Origin of the sequence: Agrococcus sp. SCSIO52902 (assembly GCF_022983135.1) — a bacterium.
In the GTDB taxonomy this organism is placed as follows: domain Bacteria; phylum Actinomycetota; class Actinomycetes; order Actinomycetales; family Microbacteriaceae; genus Agrococcus; species Agrococcus sediminis.
The window spans coordinates 1,958,191-1,977,059 of record NZ_CP095269.1 but is presented as its reverse complement, the minus strand read 5'-3'; the positions used below and the strand labels follow the sequence as shown (position 1 = coordinate 1,977,059).

Here is an 18,869-nt window from a genome sequence, read left to right as displayed (position 1 = left end):
CCACGGACATCCTCTCCTCAGTGCTCAGGTGTCGCTTGCTCAGTCCGCGGTCCACTCGAGCGGGACCTCCGGCGGCTGGGTGGTGCTCGGAGGGATGTCGTAGTGGCGGATCAGGAGGTTCACCATATCGTGGAAGGCGGGGATGGCCCCCGCGCTCGTGCGCAGCGTCTGCGGGCTGTCGTACATGGTCACGACCACGTACTGGGGGTCGTCGACCGGGAAGACGCCGGCGACCGAGATCATCATGCGGTCGGGGTCGTAGCCCCCGCCGTTCTCGTACGCCATCTGCGCGGTGCCGGTCTTCGCGGCGATGCGGTAGCCGTCGATCGGGAACGTGTCGTAGCCGTAGTCGGTGACGACGTTCTCGAGCACCTCGAGCGTCTGCCGGGCGGTGGCGTCGGTGACGACGCGCTCCCCCTGCCCCTGCTCGGGACGGGTCACCTCTCCCGCCGCATCGGTGCAGCCCTCGATGAGTCGCGCCGGCAGGTGCACGCCGCCGTTCGCGAGCGCCTGGTAGGCCGAGGCGATCTGGATGGGCGTCGTCGCGATGCCCTGCCCGAAGAGCACGTTGAGGCTCGTCTGGGGGTCGAGCGCGGAGGCGTCGCGGAGCGGCACCGACTGCTCGCCGGCGAACCCGACGGCGGTCTGCTCGCCGAAGCCGAAGCGGTCGAGGTACTCGAAGTAGTCGCCGCGGTCCATCTGCTCGGCGAGCCGCACCATGCCGGAGTTCGACGAGTTCACCAGGATGCCGGCGGCCGTCCACTGCTCGACGGGGTGCGAGGAGGCGTCGCGCACGCGCACGCCCGGTGCCGTGTACGTCCACGGCACGCTCAGCTCGTCCCTCGGCGTGATGAGCCCGAGGTCGAGCATCGCCGCGAAGGAGAAGGTCTTGAAGATCGAGCCGGGCTCGTAGGCGGCCGTGAAGGCGCGGGAGCCGCGGTCCTGCTGCTCGGAGGACGACGGCTCGTTCGGGTCGACCGTCGGGGACTCGGCGACCGCCACGATGCTGCCGTCGGTGCGCATCACGATGCTCGTGCCGCTGCGCGCACGCAGCTGCGTCGTGTACTGCGCGGTGAGCTGCTGCACCTGGTACTGCACGTCGCTGTCGATCGTGAGCTCGACGGTGCCGCCGTCGACGGCCGGCTCGGTCAGCATCGAGCCCGGGATGGGCGTGCCGTCGGCCGAGCGGTCGAAGACGCGGCTGCCGGGCTCCGAGGCGAGGCACTCGTCCTGGCTGCGCTCGATGCCCGCGAGCGGCTCGCTCTGGCCCATGAAGCCGACGAGGTTGCCGGCGACGGAGCCCGCCGGGTACAGGCGCTGCGGGTTGAGGCGCAGGTACACGTAGGGCAGGTCGAGCGCCTGCACCGCCTCGAACTGCTCGACGTCGAGCCCGCTCGAGAGCATGAGGTAGTCGGAATCGGGGTTGCGCTCGAGCTCGGCGTAGATGCGCGCCTGCAGGTCGAGCGGGTCGTCGCCGGTGATGCGGCCGATCTCGGTGAGCGCGTCGCCGACGGTCACGACCGCCTCGACGCCGTCGAGGTCGGGCTGGAGGTCCCGCGTGTACCGCGGCGACACCGTGAGGTCCCAGCGGTCGACGCTCTCGGCGAGCACGGTGCCCGTCGAGTCGACGATCGGCCCGCGCGTGCCGAAGATGGTCTGCGAGACGCCGCGGCGCCCATCCGCCTCGGCGTTGAGCGCCTCGGCGCGCACGAGCTGGATGTCGGCGAGGCGCACGACGAAGCCCGCGAGCATCGCGAAGGTGAGCACGGCGATGATCGTCGTCCGCACGCGGTCGCGACTCCGGTTCCGCTTGGCGGCCACGGGCACCTCCGCTCCATTCCGCTCGCATCGCGAGCCTCGATCAGGTCGTCAGCACGGTATCGGCGCCCCGGCTGCTCGCCCGGCCGCCACGCCCTCAGCCGCCGGCGTTCGCCTCGGCCGGCAGCAGCGTGCCCGGAGCCGGCTGCTGCGGCTGCCCGGCCTGCTCGGCCTGCGCCACGGTCGGGTCGCCGGAGAAGGGCGACTCGCCCGCAGGCAGCAGCATGCCCGGGTAGGGCCTCGCCGCCTCGACCTGCGCCTGCTGCACCGCGGCGGCCGCCTGCGGCTGCTCGGTGAGGAGGGAGTTCGGCACATACATGCCGAAGCGGTCGAGCGCGGGCGCCTGCATGTGCAGCGCGTCGGGCCCGCCCGCGGTCGCGGTGCCGGCGATCGTGAGGAACTGCGAGGGCTGGCCGGCGAGCATGCCGAGCTCGTCGGCGGCGACGGCGATGTGCTGCGGGGACGCGAGCACCGCGACGTCCTCGGCGAGCATCTGCTCGGCGCGCGCGAGGGTCGTCGACTGCACCTGCAGGTCGCTCAGCCGGTATGCGCCCTCGCTGATGACGACCGACAGGCCGAGCTGCGCGCACACGATGCCGGCGAGGCCGGCGAGCGCCACGACCCCGTGCACGAGGCGCGGCGCCCGGCGCGGCGCGATCGCCGGCAGGGGCAGCGCCCGCAGGTGCCGCTCGGGCTCGCCCTGGGGCTCCGGGTGGCGCTGGGGCTGGGCGTGCAGGTCGACGATGGCTGCGGTGGTCATGCCAGCTCCTCCGGGATCGAGGCGGGTCGGATGCGCTGCGCGGCGCGGAGGCGGACGGGTGCCGATCGGGGGTTGGCCGCGCGCTCGTCCTCATCGGCGAGCTCGGCGCCGCGCACGAGCAGCCGCAGCTGCGGCGCGTGCTCGGGCAGCTCGGCGGGCAGGTCGAGCGGCGCCGTCGAGGAGGCGGCGGCCTGCAGGGCGCGCTTGACGATGCGGTCCTCGAGCGACTGGTAGGCGAGCACGACGATGCGCCCGCCGACCGCGAGCGCGGCGATCGCCGCCGGCATCGTGCGCTCGAGGATCGCGAGCTCCTGGTTGACCTCGATGCGCAGCGCCTGGAACACGCGCTTCGCGGGGTGGCCCTGGTTGGAGAGCGCCCGCGGCGTCGCCGCCTGCAGGATGTCGACCAGCTGCGCGGAGGTCTCGATCGGGGCCGTCGCGCGCGCCGCGACGATGGCGCGCGCGTAGCGGTCGGCGAGCTTCTCGTCGCCGTACTCGCGGAAGAGGCGCGACAGCTCGCGGTCGCTGCGCTCGGCGAGGATCGAGGCGGCGGTCACGTCGCCGGACTGCCCCATGCGCATGTCGAGCGGCGCGTCCTTCGCGTAGGCGAAGCCGCGGTCGGCGGCGTCGAGCTGCAGGCTCGAGACGCCGAGGTCGAGCAGGATGCCGTCGACGAGCCGCACGCCGGCGGCCTCGGCCGCGAGGTCGATGCGGTCGTAGGTGGTCTGCACCGGCACGAAGCGGTCGCCGAAGCGCGCGAGCCGCGCGCCGGCGAGCCGGATGGCGTCGGGGTCGCGGTCGATGCCGGCGACCACGAGCGTCGGGTGCGCGGCGAGCAGCGCCTCGGTGTGGCCGCCCATGCCGAGCGTGCCGTCGACGACGACGGGCGTGCGGCCCGCCTCGACGGCGGCGGCGATCGCCGGGGCGAGCAGCTCGAGCGTGCGCTCGAGCATCACGGGGGTGTGGAGGTCGGATGCGTCCATGTCGTTCCCTGCTCCGTCCCGGTCCCTGATCCCCATCCGTTCGACGCGCCGCCGGGGAAGTGCGGCGCGGCGGACAGCTGGGGGTCACGAGCCGGGTCAGAAGATGCCGGGGATCACCTCCTCCGTGGTGCTCGCGAAGTCGGCCTCCTTGGCCGCGTAGTACTCGTTCCAGGCCTCGGTGTCCCAGATCTCGGCCCGCGTGCCCGCCCCGATGACGGTGAGCTCGCGACCGAGGCCCGCGTAGTCGCGCAGGTTGGCCGGGATCGTGACGCGGTGCTGGCTGTCGGGCTGCTCGCTCGACGCGCCGGAGAGGAACAGGCGCAGGAAGTCGCGCGCCGCCGACGAGGTCAGCGGCGCCTGGCGGATCTGCTCGTGCACCCGCTCGAACTCGCGCACCGAGAAGACGTAGATGCAGCGCTCCTGCCCGCGGGTGAGGACGAGGCCGCCCTCGAGCTCCTGCCGGAACCGGGCGGGGAGGATGACGCGGCCCTTGTCGTCGAGCTTGGGCGTGTGGGTGCCGAGGAACACATCGCCCCCTCTCGTCCGGCCTGCGAGCAGTTGCGTCGGACCCTTCCGACTTCCTCCACTCTACTCCACTCACCGCCACAAATCTCGAGAATCTGTCCACGACTCGCCCGAGTCGCCAGGAATGGCAAGGGATGCGGCGGTGGAGGACTTTCGGCGCCCTTCCGGCATGCAGACGCCCCGGGCGCGGCGAGCGCGCCCGGGGCGGGTGCATGAAGCGAAGAGAAAGGGCCGACTCTCTCGAGTCGACCCTGGGGTGGAGCGCGGTGGAGGCCGCCGCGGCGGAGGCTCAGCCCCGCTGGTTGCGGTCGTCCCACTCCTGCGCGAGGCGGTCCATGAGGTTGGGGCCCTGCTTCGCCGACGCCGGGCCCTCGCTGGGCCGCGCGCCGGGCGCGACGTCGTCGCCGGTCGCGGGCTTCGACGCGGACAGCGCCCACAGCGCACCGGCGACGGCGACGCCGAAGCCGAGGACGCCGAGGACGGCGAGCTTCATCGACACGCCCACCACGATGAGCACGAGCCCGATCGCGATGCCGAGGACGCCGACGGCAACCTTCGTGTAGTCGACCGTGCGCGGACCGCTCGAGGCGGTGACGATGTCGGCCTCGTGCTTGTAGAGATTGCGCTCCATCTCGTCGAGCAGTCGCTGCTCGTGCTCGGAGAGGCCCATCTCGCACCCCCTTCGCTCGACCGGTGCGGATGGCCAGTGTACGCGCTGTCGCTGTCAATAGCATGTGGGTTGTGTCGGCACAGCAGCGCTTCGCCCGAGCCGTCGACGGCTCGATCCAGCAGTACCTCGACGAGCGCGAGCGCGCCCTCACGGAGATCTCCGGCGACGCCGCGCCCGTGCTGCGGCTCGTGCGCGAGATGGTCTCCGGGGGCAAGCGCGTGCGCAGCGCGTTCGTGCTCTGGGGCTGGCACGCGGTCACCGCCTCCCGCGACGGGGCCGACCGCACGACCGGCACCGAGCAGGATCCGCAGTGGGCGCAGGTGGTCGGCGTCGCGACCGCGATCGAGCTCTTCCACGCCGCCGCCCTCGTGCACGACGACATCATCGACGCATCCGACACCCGGCGCGGCAGGCCCGCGATGCACCGCTCGCTCGAGCGGATGCACCGCGAGGGCGAGTGGGTCGGCGACGCCGCGTCGTGGGGCACGAGCGCCGCGATCCTGGCCGGCGACCTGCTGCTGAACTGGGCCGACGACCGCATGCTGCTCGCGTGCCGCGGCACGGCGCACGGCGACGCCGTGCACGACGCCTACCGTCGCATGCGCGAGGAGGTCACCTTCGGCCAGTACCTCGACGTGCTCGAGGAGGCGGCCTGGATCCGACAGGAGCCGGCGGCGCTGCTCGACCGCGCGCACACCGTCGCCGTCTACAAGTCGGCGAAGTACTCGGTCGAGGCGCCGCTCACGCTCGGCGCGCTGCTCGCGGGCGCCGACGAGGGGCAGCTCGACGCGCTCGCCGGCTACGGCCTGCCCGTCGGCGTGGCCTTCCAGATGCGCGACGACCTGCTGGGCGTGTTCGGCGACCCCGAGGTCACCGGCAAGCCTGCGGGCGACGACCTGCGCGAGGGCAAGCGCACCGTGCTGATCGAGATCGCGCGGCAGCGCCTCGGCTCGGGGGTGCGCACGATGCTCGACGAGCTGCTCGGCGACCGCGAGCTCGACGACCGCCAGGTCGCGATCCTGCAGGACGCCATCCAGCGCTCGGAGGCGCCCGCGCGGCTCGAGGCGCTCATCGACCGCGCGGTCGGCGAGGCGCTCGAGGCGTTGCACGAGGGCGCGCTGTCGCGCTCCGCGGTGCTCGAGCTCGAGCGGCTGGCCGACACGGTCGCGAAGCGCGACCGCTGACCCGGCTCAGCCGAGCAGCTGCGCCGCGCGCCGCACGGCCGACTTCGCGCCCGCGCGCATCGCCTCGATCGGCGCGGTGCCGAGCGAGTCGTCCTCGGCGAGCAGCCAGTCGATCGCCTCGTCGTCGGTCATGCCCTGATCGAGCAGCACGAGGAGCGTGCCGCGCAGCTCCGGCAGCGGCTCGCCGTCGCGGATCGCGGCGGCGGGCACCTCGAGCCGCCCGTTGCGGCGGGTCGCCGGCAGGCGATGCTCCTCGATGAGGCGGTGGATGCGCCCGACCGGCTGGCCGAGCAGGGTCACGAGGTCGGGCACGGAGAGCCAGGTGGTGTCTTGCGTCACGGCTCCCATGATGGCGGACGGCGTGGATCACGGGGAACCGGCCGCATCCCGCCTATCCTCGGCACGTGCCCGTCGACTCCCGCGATCCCGTCATCGGACGGCTGATCGACCGCCGGTACGAGGTGAGCGAGCGCATCGCGCGGGGCGGCATGGCGAGCGTCTACGAGGGCGTCGACCGACGGCTCGACCGGAAGGTCGCCGTCAAGGTCATGCACCCGCACCTCGGCGACGACCCCGACTTCCGCGAGCGCTTCATCCAGGAGGCGAAGGCCGCGGCGCGGCTCGCGCACCCGAACGTCGTGAACACGTACGACCAGGGCGAGGACGGCGACCTCGCGTGGCTCGTCATGGAGCTCGTGCCGTCGATCACGCTGCGCGACCTGCTCGCCGAGCGCGGCCGCATCACCGCCGAGCAGTCGCTCGACGTGCTCGAGGCGATCCTCGCCGGCCTCGCCGCCGCGCATCGCGCCGGGATCGTGCACCGCGACCTGAAGCCCGAGAACATCCTGCTCGCGCACGACGGGCGCATCAAGATCGGCGACTTCGGGCTCGCGCGCGCCGCGACCGCGAACACCGCGACCGGCAAGGCGCTGCTCGGCACGATCGCCTACCTCTCCCCCGAGCTCGTCACGCGCGGCGTCGCCGACACCCGCAGCGACATCTACGCGGTCGGCATCATGCTCTTCGAGATGCTCACCGGCACCCAGCCGTTCACGGGCGACGAGCCGATGCAGATCGCCTTCCAGCACGCGAACGAGCAGGTGCCGCTGCCCTCGAGCGTCGCGGGCGACGTGCCCGAGGGGATGGACTCGCTCGTCCACTGGGCGACGCAGCGCGACCCGAACCTGCGCCCCGCGAACGCCGCCGAGATGCTCGAGGAGGTGCACGCGGTGCGCGCGCGCGGCCTCGACCGGCCGACGTCGGTGCTGCCGGCGGTCACCGAGGACGACCGCTCGACGACCGTCATCGAGCGGCCCCGGAAGCCCCGGCGGGGCGCGCCCGTCGAGCCGCAGGTCGTCGAGGACGGCGGCGATGGCGCCGCGACCACCGCGCTCGCCCGCCGGGTGACGGTGCGGCGCAGGCGCGGGATGCTGTGGCTCGCGGCCGTGCTGCTGGGCGCGCTCCTCGCCGCCGGCATCGGCTGGTGGTTCAACCTCGGCCCCGGCGGCAACGCGACCGTGCCGCAGGTGGCTGGCGAGCCGCAGGCGGCGGCCGAGCAGCTGCTCGCCGAGCGTGGCATCGAGATCGCCGGCAGCGTCACCGAGCCGCACTACGACATCCCCGCCGGCCACGCGCTGCGCACCGATCCGCCCGCCGGCACCGAGATCCGCAGCGCCGACTCGGTGCAGCTCGTGCTCTCGTCGGGGCGGCGCAGCCTCCCCGTGCCGGAGGTCGCCGGCCTGCAGCTCGACCAGGCGCGCGCCGACATCGAGGCCGCCGAGTTCGCCGTCGCCGAGCCGCTCGACGAGATCTTCGACGCGAGCCCCGCGGGCACCGTCATCGCCGGCTACGCGCCCGACGGCACCGTGCTGACCGAGCTCGAGGAGCTCGAGGAGCGCTCCCCCATCGCGCTGCGCGTCTCGCTCGGGCCCATCCCCGCGGCAGCCGGCCAGTCGGCCGACGACGCGCGCGCGGCGCTCGAGGCCGCCGGGCTCGAGGCCGACTTCTCGGCCGAGGAGCACTCGGCCGACGTGCCCGCCGGCGTGCTCATCAGCGTCACCGTGCCGAGCGACCGCCACATGCGCGCGGGCGACACCGTCACCGGCGTCGTCTCCCTCGGGCCCCGCATGGTCGAGGTGCCCGACGTGGTGGGCATGCCCATCCCCGACGCGCTGCGCGCGATCGAGGAGGCGGGGCTCCAGCCCGACCTGACGACGAACATCCCGGAGCCCCTGTGGGGCGCGCCGGGCGCCGACATCGTGTCGCAGGGCACCGAGGCCGGCGAGTCGGTCGTCGAGGGCGCGACCGTCGCCCTCGACGCCACCTACTGACGCCGGCGCCGCTGCCCGGCGGCTACGGGCGCTGCGCCGCCCGCAGCTCCTCGGCCACGAGGAACGCGAGCTCGAGCGACTGCATGTGGTTGAGCCGCGGGTCGCAGAGCGACTCGTAGCGCGACTCGAGGCCCAGCTCGTCGATGTCCTCGGCGCCGCCCAGGCACTCGGTCACGTCGTCGCCGGTGAGCTCGACGTGGATGCCGCCGGGGAACGTGCCCACCTGGCGGTGCGCCTCGAAGAAGCCGCGCACCTCGTCGACCACGTCGTCGAAGCGGCGCGACTTGTAGCCGTTCCTCGTCGTGATGCCGTTGCCGTGCATCGGGTCGGTGACCCACAGCGGCGTCGACTCGAGCGACTTCGAGGCCTCGAGCAGCGGCGGCAGCGCGTCGCGGATGCGCCCAGCGCCCATGCGGGTGATGAACGTGAGGCGGCCGGGCTCGCGGTCGGGGTCGAGGCGGTCGACGAGCGCCTCCATGTCGGCGGCCGTCGTCGACGGGCCGAGCTTCACGCCGATGGGGTTGCGGACGCGGGAGAAGAAGTCGACGTGGGCGCCGTCGATGTCGCGCGTGCGCTCGCCGATCCACTGGAAGTGGCTCGAGGTGTTGTAGGCGAGGCCCGTGCGCGAGTCGATGCGGGTCAGCGGGCGCTCGTAGTCCATCAGCAGGCCCTCGTGGCCGGTGAAGAACTCGACGCCGCGCAGCTCGTCGAAGTTGGCGCCGGCGGCCTCCATGAAGCGCACCGCGCGGTCGATCTCGCCGGCGAGCGCCTCGTACCTCGCGAACGACGGGTTCTGCGCGAAGCCCTTGTTCCACGAGTGCACCTGGCGCAGGTCGGCGAACCCGCCCTGCGTGAACGCGCGCACGAGGTTGAGCGTCGACGCGGCCATGTGGTAGCCGCGCAGGATGCGCTGCGGGTCGGCCGCGCGCGACTCCGGCGTGAAGTCGTAGCCGTTGACGATGTCGCCGCGGTAGGCCGGCAGCGTCAGGTCGCCGCGGGTCTCGTCGTCGCTCGAGCGCGGCTTGGCGAACTGCCCCGCCATGCGGCCCATCTTGATGACCGGCATCGCTGCGCCGTACGTGAGCACGACCGCCATCTGCAGGATGGTCTTCACGCGGTTGCGGATGTTGTCGGCCGTCGCGCCCGCGAAGGTCTCGGCGCAGTCGCCGCCCTGCAGCAGGAAGGCGCGGCCCTGCGCGGCGGCGGCGAGCCGCTCGCGCAGCATGTCGACCTCGCCCGCGAACACGAGCGGCGGGGCGCTGCGCAGCTCGCGGCGCACGTGCTCGACGGCGGCCTCGTCGCCCCAGGCGGGCTGCTGCTTGATGGGGAGCGCGCGATAGGCATCCAGCCCCTGCTCGATGGAGCGGTGTCCGGTGGACTCGGGGATCGCGATCGTGTCGGTCATGCTCGCCTCTGCGTCGTGCGGCGCCGGGGTGCGCCGCCGTCCAGTCTACCGAGGGGCGCGGTCAGCGGCCGGTGCGCTGCGCGGCGAGCGCACGGCGCTCTGCCTCGACGCGCGACTTCACGCTCGACGCGTAGACGTCGACGTACTCCTGGTCGGAGATGCGGTTGAGGCCGACCATGATCTCGTCGGTGATCGAGCGCAGCACGAAGCGGTCGCCCTCGAGGTTGTAGTAGCGCGAGAAGTCGATCGGCTCGCCGAAGATGATGCCGATGCGGCCCACCTTGGGCAGGCGCTGCCCGATCGGCATGACCTTCTCGGTGTCGACCATCACGCACGGGATCACCGGCACCCGCGCATCCAGCACCATGCGTGCGACGCCGGTGCGGCCGCGGTAGAGCTTGCCGTCGGGGCTGCGGGTGCCCTCGGGGTAGATGCCGATGAGCCCGCCGTCCTGCAGCTTCTGCAGCGCCGCGTCGAGGCTCTGCGAGCTCTTCTCGCCGCCGGAGCGATCCATCGGCAGCTGCCCCACCGCGAGGAAGAACCACCGCACGAGCCGGCCCTTGAGCCCCTTGCCGTTGAAGTAGTCGGACTTCGCGAGGAAGTACACGCGCCGGTCGATCACGAGCGGCATGAGGAAGGAGTCGATCACCGAGAGGTGGTTGCCCGCGATGATCGCGCCGCCGTGCTCGGGGATGTTGTCGAGCCCCGCCACCCACGGCCGGAACACGCGGTTCATGTACGGGCCGACCACCCAGTGCCGCAGCAGCCAGTAGAACATCGCACCTCCGTCGTGCCCACGAGCCTAGGGCAGTGGGAGGGGTCCGACAGACATGCGCGCGCGGCTCGGGGCCGCCGGCCGGGGCGACCATAGAATGCTCGCAACGCACGAACGCCGAAGGAGTCCCAGTGCCCGAGCTCACCGTCCCCGAGGGTGTCATCCCCCCTGTCGTCGCGCCCGACCCCGACGCGAACGTCACCGACCTGCTCGAGGACACCGTCCGGGCCTACCCCGACACGCCGCTGTTCGCGCTGCCCGAGGGCGACGGCTGGCGCGACGTCTCCGCCGCCGAGTTCCGCCGCCAGGTGATCGCGCTCGCCAAGGGCCTCGTCGCCGCCGGCGTCGAGCCCGGCGACGCCGTGGGCTTCATGTGCAAGGTGCGCTACGAGTTCTCGCTCGTCGACTTCGCGCTCTGGTACGCCGGCGCCCGCATGGTGCCCGTCTACGAGACCTCCGCGCCCTCCCAGATCCAGTGGATCCTCTCCGACGGCGGAGCCTCCCGCGTCATCCTCGAGGACGCCGACCTCGTGTCGCGCTTCGACGAGGCGCACGGCGACCTGCCCGCGATCACCGACGTGTGGCGCATCGACCGCGGCGACCTCGACGCGCTCGTCGAGCGCGGCAAGGACGTGCCCGACGAGGAGATCGAGCGCCGCCGCTCGATCGCCGTGGGCAGCGACGTCGCCACGCTCATCTACACCTCCGGCTCGACCGGCCGCCCCAAGGGCGTGATGCTGACGCACTCGAACTTCGTCGAGCTGTGCCGCAACGCCAAGGTCGCGATGGCCGACGTCGTCGGCCCCGGCTCGTCGACGCTGCTGTTCGTCACGCAGGCGCACGTGTTCGCGCGCTTCATCTCGGTGCTCGGCATCGCGTCCGGCGTGCGGGTCGGCCACCAGTCCGACACGAAGAAGCTGCTGCCGTCGATGGGCTCGTTCAAGCCCACCTTCTTCCTCGCCGTGCCGCGCGTGTTCGAGAAGGTCTACAACGCGAGCGAGCAGAAGGCCGAGGCCGGCGGCAAGGGCAAGATCTTCCGCGCCGCCGCGCTCACCGCCGTCGAGCACTCGAAGGCGCTCGACGCCGGCCATGTGCCGCTCGGGCTCAAGCTGCGCTTCGCGCTCTTCGACCGGCTCGTGCTCAGCAAGCTCAAGGTGGCGCTCGGCGGCAACGTCAAGTACGCCGTCTCGGGCTCGGCGCCGCTGTCGCACTTCCTCGCGCACTTCTACCGCTCCCTCGGCATCCGCATCCTCGAGGGCTACGGCCTCACCGAGACCACCGCGCCCGTCACGGTCAACGTGCCCGACAAGTTCAAGATCGGCACCGTCGGCCCCGCCCTGCCTGGCAACGGCGTGAAGATCGCCGAGGACGGCGAGGTGCTCGTCAAGGGCGTCTGCGTCTTCGCCGGCTACTGGCACAACGAGCAGGGCTCGCGCGAGGCGTTCACCGAGGACGGCTGGTTCCACACCGGCGACATCGGCGCGCTCGACAGCGAGGGCTACCTGACGATCACGGGCCGCAAGAAGGAGCTCATCGTCACCGCCGGCGGCAAGAACGTCGCCCCCAACACGCTCGAGGACCCGATCCGCTCGAACACGATCATCGGCCAGCCGGTCGTCGTGGGCGACCAGCGCCCGTTCGTCGCCGCGCTCATCACGCTCGACGCCGAGATGCTGCCCACCTGGCTCGAGAACCACGGCCACGACAAGGCGATGACGCTCGAGCAGGCCGCGCAGCACCCCGCCGTCATCGAGGAGGTGCGCGGCCAGATCCGCCGCGCGAACACCCTCGTCTCGCGCGCCGAGTCGGTGCGCAAGTTCGCGATCCTCCCGGTCGAGTTCATCGAGGCGAACGGGCACCTGACGCCGAAGATGTCGATCAAGCGCGACAACGTCATGCGCGACTTCGCCCCGCAGATCGAGGACATCTACGCCTCGAACTCCACGGCGCACGACGTCGGCGAGTGACGGAGCCCGCGCCGAACGACCTCCTGCCCGTGTGATCCCGTGATCCTGCCCGGAGCGCCCCAGTCCGCCGCGGCGGTCGCCGACCACTACGACGAGCTCGACGCCACGTACCGGCGGCTGTGGGGCGAGCACGTGCACCACGGGCTGTGGTCGACGGGCGACGAGACCCCCGAAGCGGCGGTCGAGGCGCTCGTCGACGCGGTCGGCGACCGCCTCGGCCTCGCCCCGGGCGACGCGTGCGTCGACATCGGCTGCGGCTACGGCGCCACCGCTCGGCGCCTCGCGGCGACGCGCGGCGTGCGCGTCGTCGGCTTCACCCTCTCGGGCGAGCAGGCGCGGCACGCCGCGGCGCACGCGACCGCCGGCGTCGAGATCCGGCAGGGCGACTGGCTCGACAACGGCCTGCCGGACGCCTCGGCCGACGCCGCGTGGGCGATCGAGTCGAGCGAGCACTTCGCCGACAAGCAGCGGCTGTTCGCCGAGGCCCACCGCGTGCTCGTGCCCGGCGGCCGCCTCGTCGTGTGCGCGTGGCTCGCGGCCCCCGACCCGCGCCGGTGGGAGGTGCGCCACCTGCTCGAGCCGATCTGCCGCGAGGGGCGCCTGCCGTCGATGGGGACTCGCGCGGAGTACGAGGCGATGGCGCGGGCCGCGGGCCTCGAGGTCGTCGGGTACCAGGACGTCAGCCGCCGAGTGGCGCGCACGTGGACGATCTGCACCGGCCGGCTGCTGCGGTCGGTGCTCGTCGACCCCGAGACGCGCCGGCTCGCGGTCGAGGCGCGCAACCGCGAGTTCGCGCTGTCGCTCCCCCGCCTGATGCTCGCCTACCGCACCGGCGCGATGCGCTACGGCATCCTCACCCTCGCGAAGCCCGGCGCCGAGGCGGCGACGCCCCGCGGCGCCTGACCGCTCAGTACCAGGCGGCCTTCCGCACCTCGGCCATCGCGATCGAGCGCATCTCCTTGTCGAGCGCCTGCAGGTAGAGCTTCCCGTCGAGGTGGCCCATCTCGTGCTGCAGCATCTGCGCCATGAGCCCCTCGCCCTCGAGCACGACCTCGTCGCCCGCGAGGTCGACGCCGACGACCCGGCAGTACGGGTGCCGCGGCGTGGGGAAGCCGAGCTCGGGCACAGACAGGCACCCCTCGTCGACGGGCACGGGCTCGCCGCGCACCTCGTCGATGCGCGGGTTCAGGACGTAGCCCACCTCGCCATCGACGTTGTACGAGAAGGCGGCTCGCGCCACGCCGATCTGGCAGCCGGCGACGCCTGCTCGGCCCGGCACGCGCACCGTGTCGAGCAGGTCCTGCACGAGCGCGGCGGTGGCGGGCGACGACGGGTCGACGGGCTCGGCGCGCTCGCGCAGCACCGGATCGCCGAAGACCCGGATCTCGCGGACGCTCACGACGGGCGGACCACGACGAGCAGGTCGCCCGCCTCGACGGGCGTCGTGCCGGTGAGCGCGAGGCGCTCGACGGTGCCGGCGATCGGCGTCGTGATCGCGGCCTCCATCTTCATCGCCTCGATGGTGGCGACGGGGTCGCCGGCGGCGACCGCGTCGCCCTCGGCGACCTTGACCGTGACCGCCCCGGCGAAGGGTGCCGCGACCTGGCCCGGCACCGACGCATCCGCCTTCTCGGCCTGCGGCTTGTCGACGGTGACGGAGCGGTCGCGCACGTAGACCGGGCGCAGCTGGCCGTTGAGCACCGTCATGACCGTCACGATGCCGTCGTCGTCGGGCTGGCCGACCGCCTCGAGCTCGACGTTGAGGGTGACGCCGCGGCCGATGCCGACCTGGTGCTCCTCGCCGGCCTGCATGCCGTAGAGGTAGTCGATCGTGTCGACGACCGAGAGGTCGCCGTACTGCGCGCGGGTCTCCTTGAAGGCGCGCGTCGGCCCGGGGAACAGCAGCTCGTTGAGCGCGTCGCGGCGGTCGGCGCCGGGCTCGGCGAGGCGCGCGGCCTGCTCGGGCTCGAGCGGCGTGACCGAGATGTCGACCGTGCGGCCCTCGAGCACCTTCGAGCGGAAGGGCTCCGGCCAGCCGCCCGGGAGGTCGCCGAGCTCGCCCGCCATGAAGCCGATCACGGAGTCGGGGATGTCGAACCTCCGCGGGTCGCGCTCGAACTCCTCGGGGTCGACGCCCTGCGCGACGAGCTGCAGCGCGAGGTCGCCGACCACCTTCGACGACGGCGTCACCTTCGTGGGGCGGCCGAGGATGCGCGAGGCGGCCGCGTACCAGTCCTCGATCCTCTCGAAGTCGTCGGCGAGGCCGAGCGCGATCGCCTGCTGCCGCAGGTTCGACAGCTGGCCGCCCGGGATCTCGTGGTGGTAGACGCGGCCGGTGGGGCCCGGCAGGCCGGACTCGAACGGCTTGTAGAGGCGGCGCACCGCCTCCCAGTACGGCTCGAGGTCGCTCACCGCGGTGAGCGAGAGGCCGGTGTCGCGCTCGGTGTTCGCGACCGCGGCGACGAGCGCCGACAGCGACGGCTGGCTCGTCGTGCCCGCCATCGGCGCGCTCGCGACGTCGACGGCGTCGACGCCGACGGCCGAAGCCGCGAGCAGCGTCGCGAGCTGGCCGCCCGCGGTGTCGTGCGTGTGCAGGTGCAGCGGCACGTCGAAGCGCTCGCGCAGGGCCGACACGAGCTTCGTCGCGGCGCCCGCGCGCAGCAGGCCCGCCATGTCCTTGATCGCGAGCACGTGCGCGCCGGCGTCGACGATGCGCTCGGCGAGGCGCAGGTAGTAGTCGAGCGTGTAGAGGTCCTCGTCGGGGCTCAGCAGGTCGCCCGAGTAGCACAGCGCCACCTCGGCGACCGTGGTGCCGGTCTCGAGCACCGCGTCGATCGCGGGCCGCATCTGATCGACGTCGTTGAGCGCGTCGAAGATGCGGAACACGTCGACGCCCGTCGCCGCGGCCTCCTCGACGAACGCGGTCGTCACCTCGGTCGGGTACGGCGTGTAGCCGACGGTGTTGCGGCCGCGCAGCAGCATCTGCAGCGGGATGTTCGGCATCGCCTCGCGCAGGCTCGCGAGCCGCTCCCACGGGTCCTCGCCGAGGAAGCGCAGCGCGACGTCGTAGGTGGCGCCGCCCCACGCCTCCATCGAGAGCAGCTGCGGCGTCATGCGGGCGACGTGCGGGGCGACCGCCACGAGGTCGGCGGTGCGCACGCGGGTCGCGAGCAGCGACTGGTGCGCGTCGCGGAAGGTGGTCTCGGTCACCGCGAGCGAGGTGCGCTCGCGCAGCGCCTTCGCCCAGCCGGCCGGGCCGAGCTCCTGCAGCCGCTGGCGCTCGCCGTCGGGCGCGGGGGCCTCGAGGTCGGCCGCGGGCAGCTTGATGGCCGGGTTGATGACGCGGTCGGCCTTGCCGTTCGGCGCGTTGACGGTGACGTCGGCGAGCCAGGCGAGCACCTTCGACGCGCGGTCCTTGGGCGGGTTGATGCGCGTGAGCTCGGGGTGCTCGTCGATGAAGTGCGTCGAGACGTCGCCCGAGCGGAACTCGTCGTGCTCGAGCAGGTTGAGCAGGAAGGGGATGTTCGTGGCGACGCCGCGGATGCGGAACTCGCTCACCGCGCGGTGCGCGCGGCGGATGGCGGTGTCGAGGTCGCGGCCGCGGCACGTGACCTTCGCGAGCATCGAGTCGAAGTGCGGGCTCACCTCGGTGCCGGGGTTGATGGTGCCGCCGTCGAGGCGCACGCCCGCGCCGCCGGGCGACCGGTAGGCGGTGATGCGCCCGGTGTCCGGCCGGAAGCCGTCGGCGGGGTTCTCGGTGGTGACGCGGCACTGGAGCGCGGCGCCGTGCATCTCGACGCGGTCCTGCGTGAGGCCGAGCTGCTCGAGCGTCTCGCCCGCGGCGATGCGGATCTGGCTCGCGACGAGGTCGACGTCGGTGATCTCCTCGGTGACCGTGTGCTCAACCTGGATGCGCGGGTTCATCTCGATGAAGACGTGCTGGCCCTTGCGCTCCCCCGCGGTGTCGAGCAGGAACTCGACCGTGCCGGCGTTCACGTAGTCGATCGACCGGGCGAAGGCGACCGCGTCGCGGTAGAGCTCGGCGCGCTTCTCCTCGGAGAGGTTGGGCGCGGGGGCGAGCTCGACGACCTTCTGGTGGCGGCGCTGCACCGAGCAGTCGCGCTCGAACAGGTGCACGGTCTCGCCGGTCGCGTCGGCGAGGATCTGCACCTCGATGTGGCGCGGGCGCACGACGGCCTGCTCGATGAACATGGTCGGGTCGCCGAAGGCGGAGTCGGCCTCGCGCATGGCGGCCTCGAGCGCTTCCTTGAGATCCTCGCGGCGCTGGACCAGGCGCATCCCCCGGCCGCCGCCGCCGGCGACCGCCTTGCAGAAGACCGGGAAGCCGATCTCGTCGGCCCCGTCGAGCAGCGTCTGCATGTCGGTGGTCGCGGGCGTCGACCGCAGCACGGGCACGCCCGCGGCGATCGCGTGCTCCTTGGCGGTGACCTTGTTGCCGGCCATCGCCAGCACCGCCGGGCCCGGCCCCACGAACGTGATGCCGGCCTCGGCGGCCGCGGTCGCGAGCTCGGGGTTCTCGCTCAGGAACCCGTAGCCCGGGTAGATGGCGTCGGCGCCGGAGTCCTTCGCGACGCGGATGATCTCGCTCACCGTCAGGTAGGCGCGCACCGGGCGGCCCGGCTCCCCGATCTGGTAGGCCTCGTCCGCCTTCTGGCAGTGCAGGGAGTTGCGGTCCTCGTGCGCGTAGACGGCGACCGTGCGGATGCCCAGCTCGTTGGCGGCGCGGAAGGCTCGGATGGCGATCTCGCCACGGTTGGCGACGAGCAGCTTCTGGAACATGCAGAACCCTCCCGGGGGTGCGGCGGCGCGGGCTTCCCAATGTAGTGGGGCTAGGCTTGTGCGCCGTGCACGTACTCTCGATCAGTTCCCTCAAGGGCGGTGTCGGCAAGACCACGGTGACGCTCGGTCTCGCCTCCGCCGCCTTCGCCAAGGGCCTCCGCACGCTCGTGGTCGACCTCGACCCGCAGTCCGACGCCTCCACCGGCATGGACATCGAGATCGAGGGCCGCCTGAACGTCGCCGACGTCCTCACGAACCCGAAGGACAAGGTCGTCCAGCAGGCGATCTCGCCCTCGGGCTGGACCCAGGGGCACGGCGGCACGATCGACGTGCTCATCGGCTCCCCCTCGGCCATCAACTTCGACGGCCCGCACCCGACCATCAAGGACATCTGGAAGCTCGAGACGGCGCTCACGACCGTCGAGAACGACTACGACCTCGTGCTCGTCGACTGCGCCCCGTCGCTCAACGCCCTCACGCGCACCGCGTGGGCGGCATCCGACCGCGTGCTCGTCGTGACGGAGCCGGGCCTGTTCTCGGTCGCCGCCGCCGACCGCGCGCTGCGCGCGATCGAGGAGATCCGTCGTGGCCTCAGCCCCCGGCTGCAGCCGCTCGGCATCGTCGTGAACCGCGCGCGCCCGCAGTCCCTCGAGCACCAGTACCGCATCCAGGAGCTCAAGGACATGTTCGGGCCGCTCGTGCTCGACACCGTGCTGCCCGAGCGCACCTCGATGCAGCAGGCGCAGGGCGCGGCCCGTCCGCTCCACGTGTGGCCGGGCGAGGGCGCGCAGGAGATGGCGCTGCAGTTCGACGAGCTGCTCCAGACCGTGCTGACCGCCGCCGGCCGGGCCGGCGACGAGGCCGCCTCCGGCCGCAAGGTGCCCGCCCCGACCGCCGCCGTCGACGCGACCGCCGCCGCGGAGCTCGAGGAGGCCGCTGCCGTCGAGGACGCCGAGACGACCACCGCCGGCGAGGCCGAGCCGGGCGAGGGCAAGCAGCCGTAGGCCGCTCGGCCGTCCGGCCATCGGCCGAACCTCTGCCGCGCGCGCGGCGCGAGCCGGTCAGGCCGTGCGGCTCCTGCGGGCGCGACGGGCCGCGAGCTCGTCGACGTGCTGCTCCTCGGCGGGCGTGACCTCGAGCTCGATGAGCTGCGTCTCGACCTCGCGCAGGACCTTGCCGACGGCGATGCCGAAGACGCCCTGGCCGCGGCCGAGGAGGTCGATGACCTCGTCGCTCGAGGTGCAGAGGTAGACGCTCGCGCCGTCGGACATGAGCGTGATCTGGGTGAGGTCGCGCACGCCGTGCTCGTGGAGCTGCTGGATGGCGACCCGGATCTGCTGCAGCGAGATGCCGGTGTCGAGCAGGCGCTTGACGAGCTTCAGCACGAGGATGTCGCGGAACGAGTAGAGGCGCTGGCTGCCGGAGCCGTGCGCGGGCCGGATGGTGGGCTCGACGAGCCCGGTGCGGGCCCAGTAGTCGAGCTGGCGGTACGTGATGCCCGCCGCGTCGGCCGCGATCGCGCCGCGGTAGCCGACCGCGTCGGCCTCCTGCGGCAGGCCGTCGGTGAACAGCAGGCCGGCGTCGAGGCGGGCGGGACCGCCCTGGTCTGCATCGATGCCGTCGCCCATGGCCGTACCTTCCGCTGCGGGGGC

General features: G+C 72.8%; 16 protein-coding genes. 5 read left to right on the top strand and 11 right to left on the bottom strand.

All coding sequences use genetic code 11. The annotated features are described in order from the left end of the window. Nucleotides 1–39: 39 nt before the first annotated feature. The 5 genes from MU522_RS09750 to MU522_RS09730 all read right to left on the bottom strand — a co-directional run bounded on the left by MU522_RS09750 (nucleotide 40) and on the right by MU522_RS09730 (nucleotide 4,756). Nucleotides 40–1,821, bottom strand: a complete 1,782-nt coding sequence (locus MU522_RS09750; RefSeq protein WP_246990783.1) for a penicillin-binding protein 2 — start codon at nucleotides 1,819–1,821, stop codon at nucleotides 40–42. A gap of 94 nt (nucleotides 1,822–1,915) precedes the next feature. Further along, a complete protein-coding gene (locus MU522_RS09745) occupies nucleotides 1,916–2,578 on the bottom strand; it encodes a hypothetical protein (protein ID WP_246990782.1) in 663 nt (220 codons plus the stop codon). Then, nucleotides 2,575–3,561 (bottom strand): 16S rRNA (cytosine(1402)-N(4))-methyltransferase RsmH, encoded by a 987-nt coding sequence (gene rsmH / locus MU522_RS09740; protein ID WP_146357573.1) that lies wholly within the window; start codon nucleotides 3,559–3,561, stop codon nucleotides 2,575–2,577. Before rsmH ends, MU522_RS09745 begins: the two co-directional genes overlap by 4 nt. A 96-nt stretch (nucleotides 3,562–3,657) precedes the next feature. Next, nucleotides 3,658–4,089, bottom strand: coding sequence for a division/cell wall cluster transcriptional repressor MraZ (gene mraZ, locus MU522_RS09735; protein ID WP_246990781.1), 432 nt, complete (start codon nucleotides 4,087–4,089; stop codon nucleotides 3,658–3,660). A 286-nt stretch (nucleotides 4,090–4,375) separates the two neighbouring features. Beyond that, nucleotides 4,376–4,756: a DUF3040 domain-containing protein gene (locus tag MU522_RS09730; RefSeq protein WP_128188525.1), complete on the bottom strand. Its 381-nt coding sequence runs from the start codon at nucleotides 4,754–4,756 to the stop codon at nucleotides 4,376–4,378. 71 nt (nucleotides 4,757–4,827) lie between these two features. On the opposite strand from MU522_RS09730, the gene MU522_RS09725 reads away from it, so the two are divergent. Next, a complete protein-coding gene (locus MU522_RS09725; protein WP_225792829.1) occupies nucleotides 4,828–5,940 on the top strand; it encodes a polyprenyl synthetase family protein in 1,113 nt (370 codons plus the stop codon). A 6-nt stretch (nucleotides 5,941–5,946) separates the two neighbouring features. On the opposite strand, the gene MU522_RS09720 is transcribed toward MU522_RS09725, so the two are convergent. After that, entirely contained in the window at nucleotides 5,947–6,279 is a 333-nt protein-coding gene (locus MU522_RS09720) for an Rv2175c family DNA-binding protein (protein ID WP_225792830.1), read from the bottom strand. Nucleotides 6,280–6,344: 65 nt separating this feature from the next. On the opposite strand from MU522_RS09720, the gene pknB reads away from it, so the two are divergent. Further along, nucleotides 6,345–8,270 (top strand): Stk1 family PASTA domain-containing Ser/Thr kinase, encoded by a 1,926-nt coding sequence (gene pknB, locus MU522_RS09715; RefSeq protein ID WP_246990780.1) that lies wholly within the window; start codon nucleotides 6,345–6,347, stop codon nucleotides 8,268–8,270. A 22-nt stretch (nucleotides 8,271–8,292) separates the two neighbouring features. Here the strand turns inward: pknB and MU522_RS09710 are convergent, their stop codons facing one another. Next, complete coding sequence (locus MU522_RS09710) at nucleotides 8,293–9,675, bottom strand: 3-deoxy-7-phosphoheptulonate synthase class II (RefSeq protein WP_128188529.1); 1,383 nt, start codon at nucleotides 9,673–9,675, stop codon at nucleotides 8,293–8,295. A 61-nt stretch (nucleotides 9,676–9,736) separates the two neighbouring features. After that, nucleotides 9,737–10,453, bottom strand: coding sequence for a lysophospholipid acyltransferase family protein (locus tag MU522_RS09705; RefSeq protein WP_146357580.1), 717 nt, complete (start codon nucleotides 10,451–10,453; stop codon nucleotides 9,737–9,739). 128 nt (nucleotides 10,454–10,581) lie between these two features. Here MU522_RS09705 and MU522_RS09700 point away from each other — a divergent pair, with 128 nt between their 5' ends. Together MU522_RS09700 and MU522_RS09695 are read left to right on the top strand one after the other, a co-directional pair. Next, the gene (locus MU522_RS09700) at nucleotides 10,582–12,417 is read left to right on the top strand and encodes an AMP-dependent synthetase/ligase (protein ID WP_246990779.1); all 1,836 of its coding nucleotides are present in this window, start codon (nucleotides 10,582–10,584) and stop codon (nucleotides 12,415–12,417) included. Between the two features lie 39 nt (nucleotides 12,418–12,456). Next, nucleotides 12,457–13,320 carry a class I SAM-dependent methyltransferase gene (locus MU522_RS09695; RefSeq protein ID WP_246990778.1) on the top strand — a complete coding sequence of 288 codons (864 nt, stop codon included), beginning with the start codon at nucleotides 12,457–12,459 and terminating at the stop codon, nucleotides 13,318–13,320. Between the two features lie 4 nt (nucleotides 13,321–13,324). Here MU522_RS09695 and MU522_RS09690 read toward each other — a convergent pair whose 3' ends face one another. Then, the gene (locus MU522_RS09690; protein WP_246990777.1) at nucleotides 13,325–13,816 is read right to left on the bottom strand and encodes a peptide deformylase; all 492 of its coding nucleotides are present in this window, start codon (nucleotides 13,814–13,816) and stop codon (nucleotides 13,325–13,327) included. Continuing rightward, nucleotides 13,813–17,217, bottom strand: coding sequence for a pyruvate carboxylase (locus MU522_RS09685; RefSeq protein WP_246990776.1), 3,405 nt, complete (start codon nucleotides 17,215–17,217; stop codon nucleotides 13,813–13,815). Before MU522_RS09685 ends, MU522_RS09690 begins: the two co-directional genes overlap by 4 nt. Before the next feature lie 65 nt (nucleotides 17,218–17,282). Between MU522_RS09685 and MU522_RS09680 the strand changes: the two genes are divergently transcribed. Beyond that, nucleotides 17,283–18,221, top strand: a complete 939-nt coding sequence (locus MU522_RS09680; protein WP_246990775.1) for a ParA family protein — start codon at nucleotides 17,283–17,285, stop codon at nucleotides 18,219–18,221. Between the two features lie 57 nt (nucleotides 18,222–18,278). Here the strand turns inward: MU522_RS09680 and MU522_RS09675 are convergent, their stop codons facing one another. Further along, complete coding sequence (locus MU522_RS09675; protein WP_128188536.1) at nucleotides 18,279–18,845, bottom strand: MerR family transcriptional regulator; 567 nt, start codon at nucleotides 18,843–18,845, stop codon at nucleotides 18,279–18,281. Between the last annotated feature and the right edge of the window lie 24 nt (nucleotides 18,846–18,869).

Bases quoted from the DNA above. Each gene is read 5' to 3' on its own strand.
- MU522_RS09745 (WP_246990782.1), bottom strand. From the start codon at position 2,578: ATGACCACCGCAGCCATCGTCGACCTGCACGCCCAGCCCCAGCGCCAC.
- rsmH (WP_146357573.1), bottom strand. From the start codon at position 3,561: ATGGACGCATCCGACCTCCACACCCCCGTGATGCTCGAGCGCACGCTC.
- MU522_RS09730 (WP_128188525.1), bottom strand. From the start codon at position 4,756: ATGGGCCTCTCCGAGCACGAGCAGCGACTGCTCGACGAGATGGAGCGC.
- MU522_RS09710 (WP_128188529.1), bottom strand. From the start codon at position 9,675: ATGACCGACACGATCGCGATCCCCGAGTCCACCGGACACCGCTCCATC.
- MU522_RS09705 (WP_146357580.1), bottom strand. From the start codon at position 10,453: ATGTTCTACTGGCTGCTGCGGCACTGGGTGGTCGGCCCGTACATGAAC.
- MU522_RS09685 (WP_246990776.1), bottom strand. From the start codon at position 17,217: ATGTTCCAGAAGCTGCTCGTCGCCAACCGTGGCGAGATCGCCATCCGA.
- MU522_RS09675 (WP_128188536.1), bottom strand. From the start codon at position 18,845: ATGGGCGACGGCATCGATGCAGACCAGGGCGGTCCCGCCCGCCTCGAC.